Origin of the sequence: Streptomyces sp. NPDC007162, assembly GCF_040634175.1 — a bacterium.
In the GTDB taxonomy this organism is placed as follows: domain Bacteria; phylum Actinomycetota; class Actinomycetes; order Streptomycetales; family Streptomycetaceae; genus Streptomyces.
Window position 1 is genome coordinate 1 of sequence record NZ_JBEYFC010000814.1, and the last position, 2,762, is coordinate 2,762.

Annotated in this window: 3 protein-coding genes; all 3 read right to left on the minus strand. The window is 71.3% G+C overall.

The genetic code is table 11. From position 1 onward, the window contains the following. The coding region (locus tag ABZ646_RS44345) for a prolyl oligopeptidase family serine peptidase (RefSeq protein ID WP_360532831.1) at window positions 1-712 on the minus strand (712 nt) is incomplete at its 3' end. A gap of 132 nt (window positions 713-844) precedes the next feature. Then, window positions 845-1,402 (minus strand): CGNR zinc finger domain-containing protein, encoded by a 558-nt coding sequence (locus ABZ646_RS44350; protein ID WP_360532834.1) that lies wholly within the window; start codon window positions 1,400-1,402, stop codon window positions 845-847. A gap of 128 nt (window positions 1,403-1,530) precedes the next feature. Continuing rightward, entirely contained in the window at window positions 1,531-2,523 is a 993-nt protein-coding gene (locus ABZ646_RS44355) for a phospholipase D-like domain-containing protein (protein ID WP_360532837.1), read from the minus strand. Between the last annotated feature and the right edge of the window lie 239 nt (window positions 2,524-2,762).

Here is a 2,762-nt window from a genome sequence, read left to right on the forward strand (position 1 = left end):
GTCGTACCGGACGGTGAGGCCGGGTCGGCGCCCACCACCAGTACCTTGCCGTGCGCACGGGGCGACAGCGGGAGCAGGCCGTCCTCGTTGACCAGGCCCGGGCGGCCGCGTCGCCGGCGTCCCGCAGCCCGGTCAGCCGGATGCCCGAACCGGTGGTGCCGCCGAGCAGGGTGCGCAGGGCGAAGACGGCGTCCAGCATGCTGTTCCAGGTGGCGACCCCGCCCTGCACCAGACCGCACATCGACAGCGATCCGGCGATGCGTTCCGGGTGCCGCTCGGCGATCGTGGTGGTGACAAGACCGCCGTACGACGTGCCCCAGGCGATCGTGCGCCGCGCCGCGCCGAAGCGGCCGGTGAAGACGTCGAGCGCGGCGAGCTGGTCGGGCACCGCGTCCGTGACCGCCCAGCCGGTGGTGGCGTACGACGATCCGACGAGCGCGTACCCCTCCTTCAGCAGCAGCGACCGGGTGGCGTCGTCCGGTGCGTCGCGCGCCGGGTTGGCCACCCCGGCCGGGGTGTAGCCGTGGCTGTACAGCAGCACGGTGCCGTTCCAACGGCCCGGCACGTCAAGGACGTAGAGCGCGCCGGACGCCAACGTGCCCTCGACGTGGGCCGCTTCGGCAGCCCGGGCGGCCGCTGCCGGGGCCGGGACGGCGGCGAGCAGCAGGGTCGCGAGGGCGAGGAGCGTACGACTGCGGATGCGGTACGGCACGGGGCTCGGACTCCTTGCGCTGGGGTGGAGGGGCCGACACCGTGAAGTTAGGTCTGCATGTGACCGTCGTCAAGAATGTGCACAACGTCGGGCGTGTCGAGCGCAGCTGTTGCCGGTCACCTGTTCGGCCGGTCACACGGTGTCGCGTGCCTGCTTCTTGCGGGCCCGGTAGGCGGCCGCCTTGATCTTGTTGCCGCAGGACTCCATGCCGCACCACTGGCGCCGCATGCCCCGGGAGCGGTCCAGGTAGACGCGGGTGCACTCCGGGTTGCCGCACTCCTTGAGCAGGGGTGCGTCGGGCCCGCTCAGGAGCTCCACGGCCAGCCGCGCCACGCTCGACAGCGCGGCCTCCGGCGCCGCGACGGTCCACCGGCCGTCCGGGGTGAGCTGGGGGGTGGCCGAGGGCTTGCGCGCCGCGCTGTTGACCAGGGCCAGGGCCGCACTGTCGTACGGCGTGCCGAGCCGGCGGGCGGTGAGCAGGCGGTACAGGGCCTCCCGTACGGCGACGGCCCGCTCGACGTCGGAGTCCTGGCTGGGGGAGACGGCGTCCACGAGGCCGGACTCGACGTACCAGGCGTCCAGGCGCTCGGGTGACGCGAACATCTCGAACCCCGCAGTGCGGCGGGCGCGCAGGGTCGCGGCGAAGTCGAGGGCCGGGTGGCCGCAGACGAAGACGTGCTCCAGATTCACGTCACCATGCTGACGGGTGACGTACGGGAGTCGCAAGCTCGTCCGCGGGCGACCCGGCCGCCGCTGCGGGCGGGCCCCGCCCCGGCGCGCGCCGAGGCGCCACCGGGGCGGGGCGGTGAGCCGTTCCGCTATGCGGCCGTGCCGCCCGAGTAGTCGCTGTTGAACGCGGTCTCGATGGTCGTGGCCACCGACTGCGCCACCCCCGTGCCCGTCAGGATGATGCCCAACTCGCGGTTGCTGGTCAGCGAGTTGCTGCTGATGTTCATGGAACCGGCCTCCACCTCCTGGGTGGCCAGGCCGTAGTCGGCGACCATGGCCTTGGCGTGGATGTAGAAGCCGTTCGGGTCGGAGTAGCCGACGACGGTGCCGCCGGCCGCCTTGATCTCGGAGACCTCGCTGGAGTAGTCGGAGGGGGTCTCCAGGACGACCCGCACCTTCACGCCCGCCTGGGCCCTGGCGACGATGGCGTTGACCACCGTGCTGTCGCTGAGCTCCAGCTCCTCGACGTCGAGCGTCTTGGTGGCGGCGTTGATCACGGTCAGCAGGCGGCTGCGCGAGTCGGTGGGGGACCAGAGCAGGTGGTCGCCGTCGGTGGGGGTGATCGAGGTACCTGCGTAGTCGGCGTTGAAGACCTTCTCGATCGCGGCGACGTCCCGGGTGTCGTCGGTGAAGACGCCGTAGTCCCGGCCGGTCGAGTAGTACTGGGAGGTCAGGTTGCCGGTGAGGACCAGCGACTTGGTGCCGTCCACGGTGATGGTCTTCTGGTGCGTGTAGACGAAGCCGGCCGGCGACCAGGCCACGCCCACACCGGCGTTGGTGAGCGCGGTGTAGGCGGAACTGTTGGCACTGCGGTGGGCGTTGTCGAGGATCACCCGCACGGTGACGCCCTTGTTCTCCAGGGCGATGAGGTCGTTGACCGCCGTGGTGTCCTCCAGCTCGTACATGGTCATGTCGAGGGAGGTGGTGGCCGAGTTGATGAAGTCGTAGATCGTGGGCTCGCTGGTGCCGAGCGAGAAGGCGAAGGCGGTGTAGCTCGCGGCGTCGGCGGGGACCGCGGTGGCGACCACGGCGGCGCCGGCCGCCAGCGCGACTCCGGCGCGACCGAGAAGCTTCGACAGCATGCGTGACTCCTAGTCGAGTTGACGCTCACGTGGGGGGTGGGCGAGCGTGGGCATGACACCACGCGCGTAGACTGCCGAGGAAGACGGGCCGGGTGAACTCACCGTTACCGACGGGCGGGACGAGCCGACAAAGCGGACTTCGAGCAGGTGGCGGCCGGTTCATGGACGCCCCGCGAGAACGCAAAGATTTCGTAGCCGGGAGTCGCGCGGGCGTCGCCGGGCTTTCCCGGGCGCGGGAC

What these genes read in the sequence shown, in the direction of transcription:
- ABZ646_RS44355 (WP_360532837.1), bottom strand. Translation starts at nt 2,523, where the DNA reads ATGCTGTCGAAGCTTCTCGGTCGCGCCGGAGTCGCGCTGGCGGCCGGC.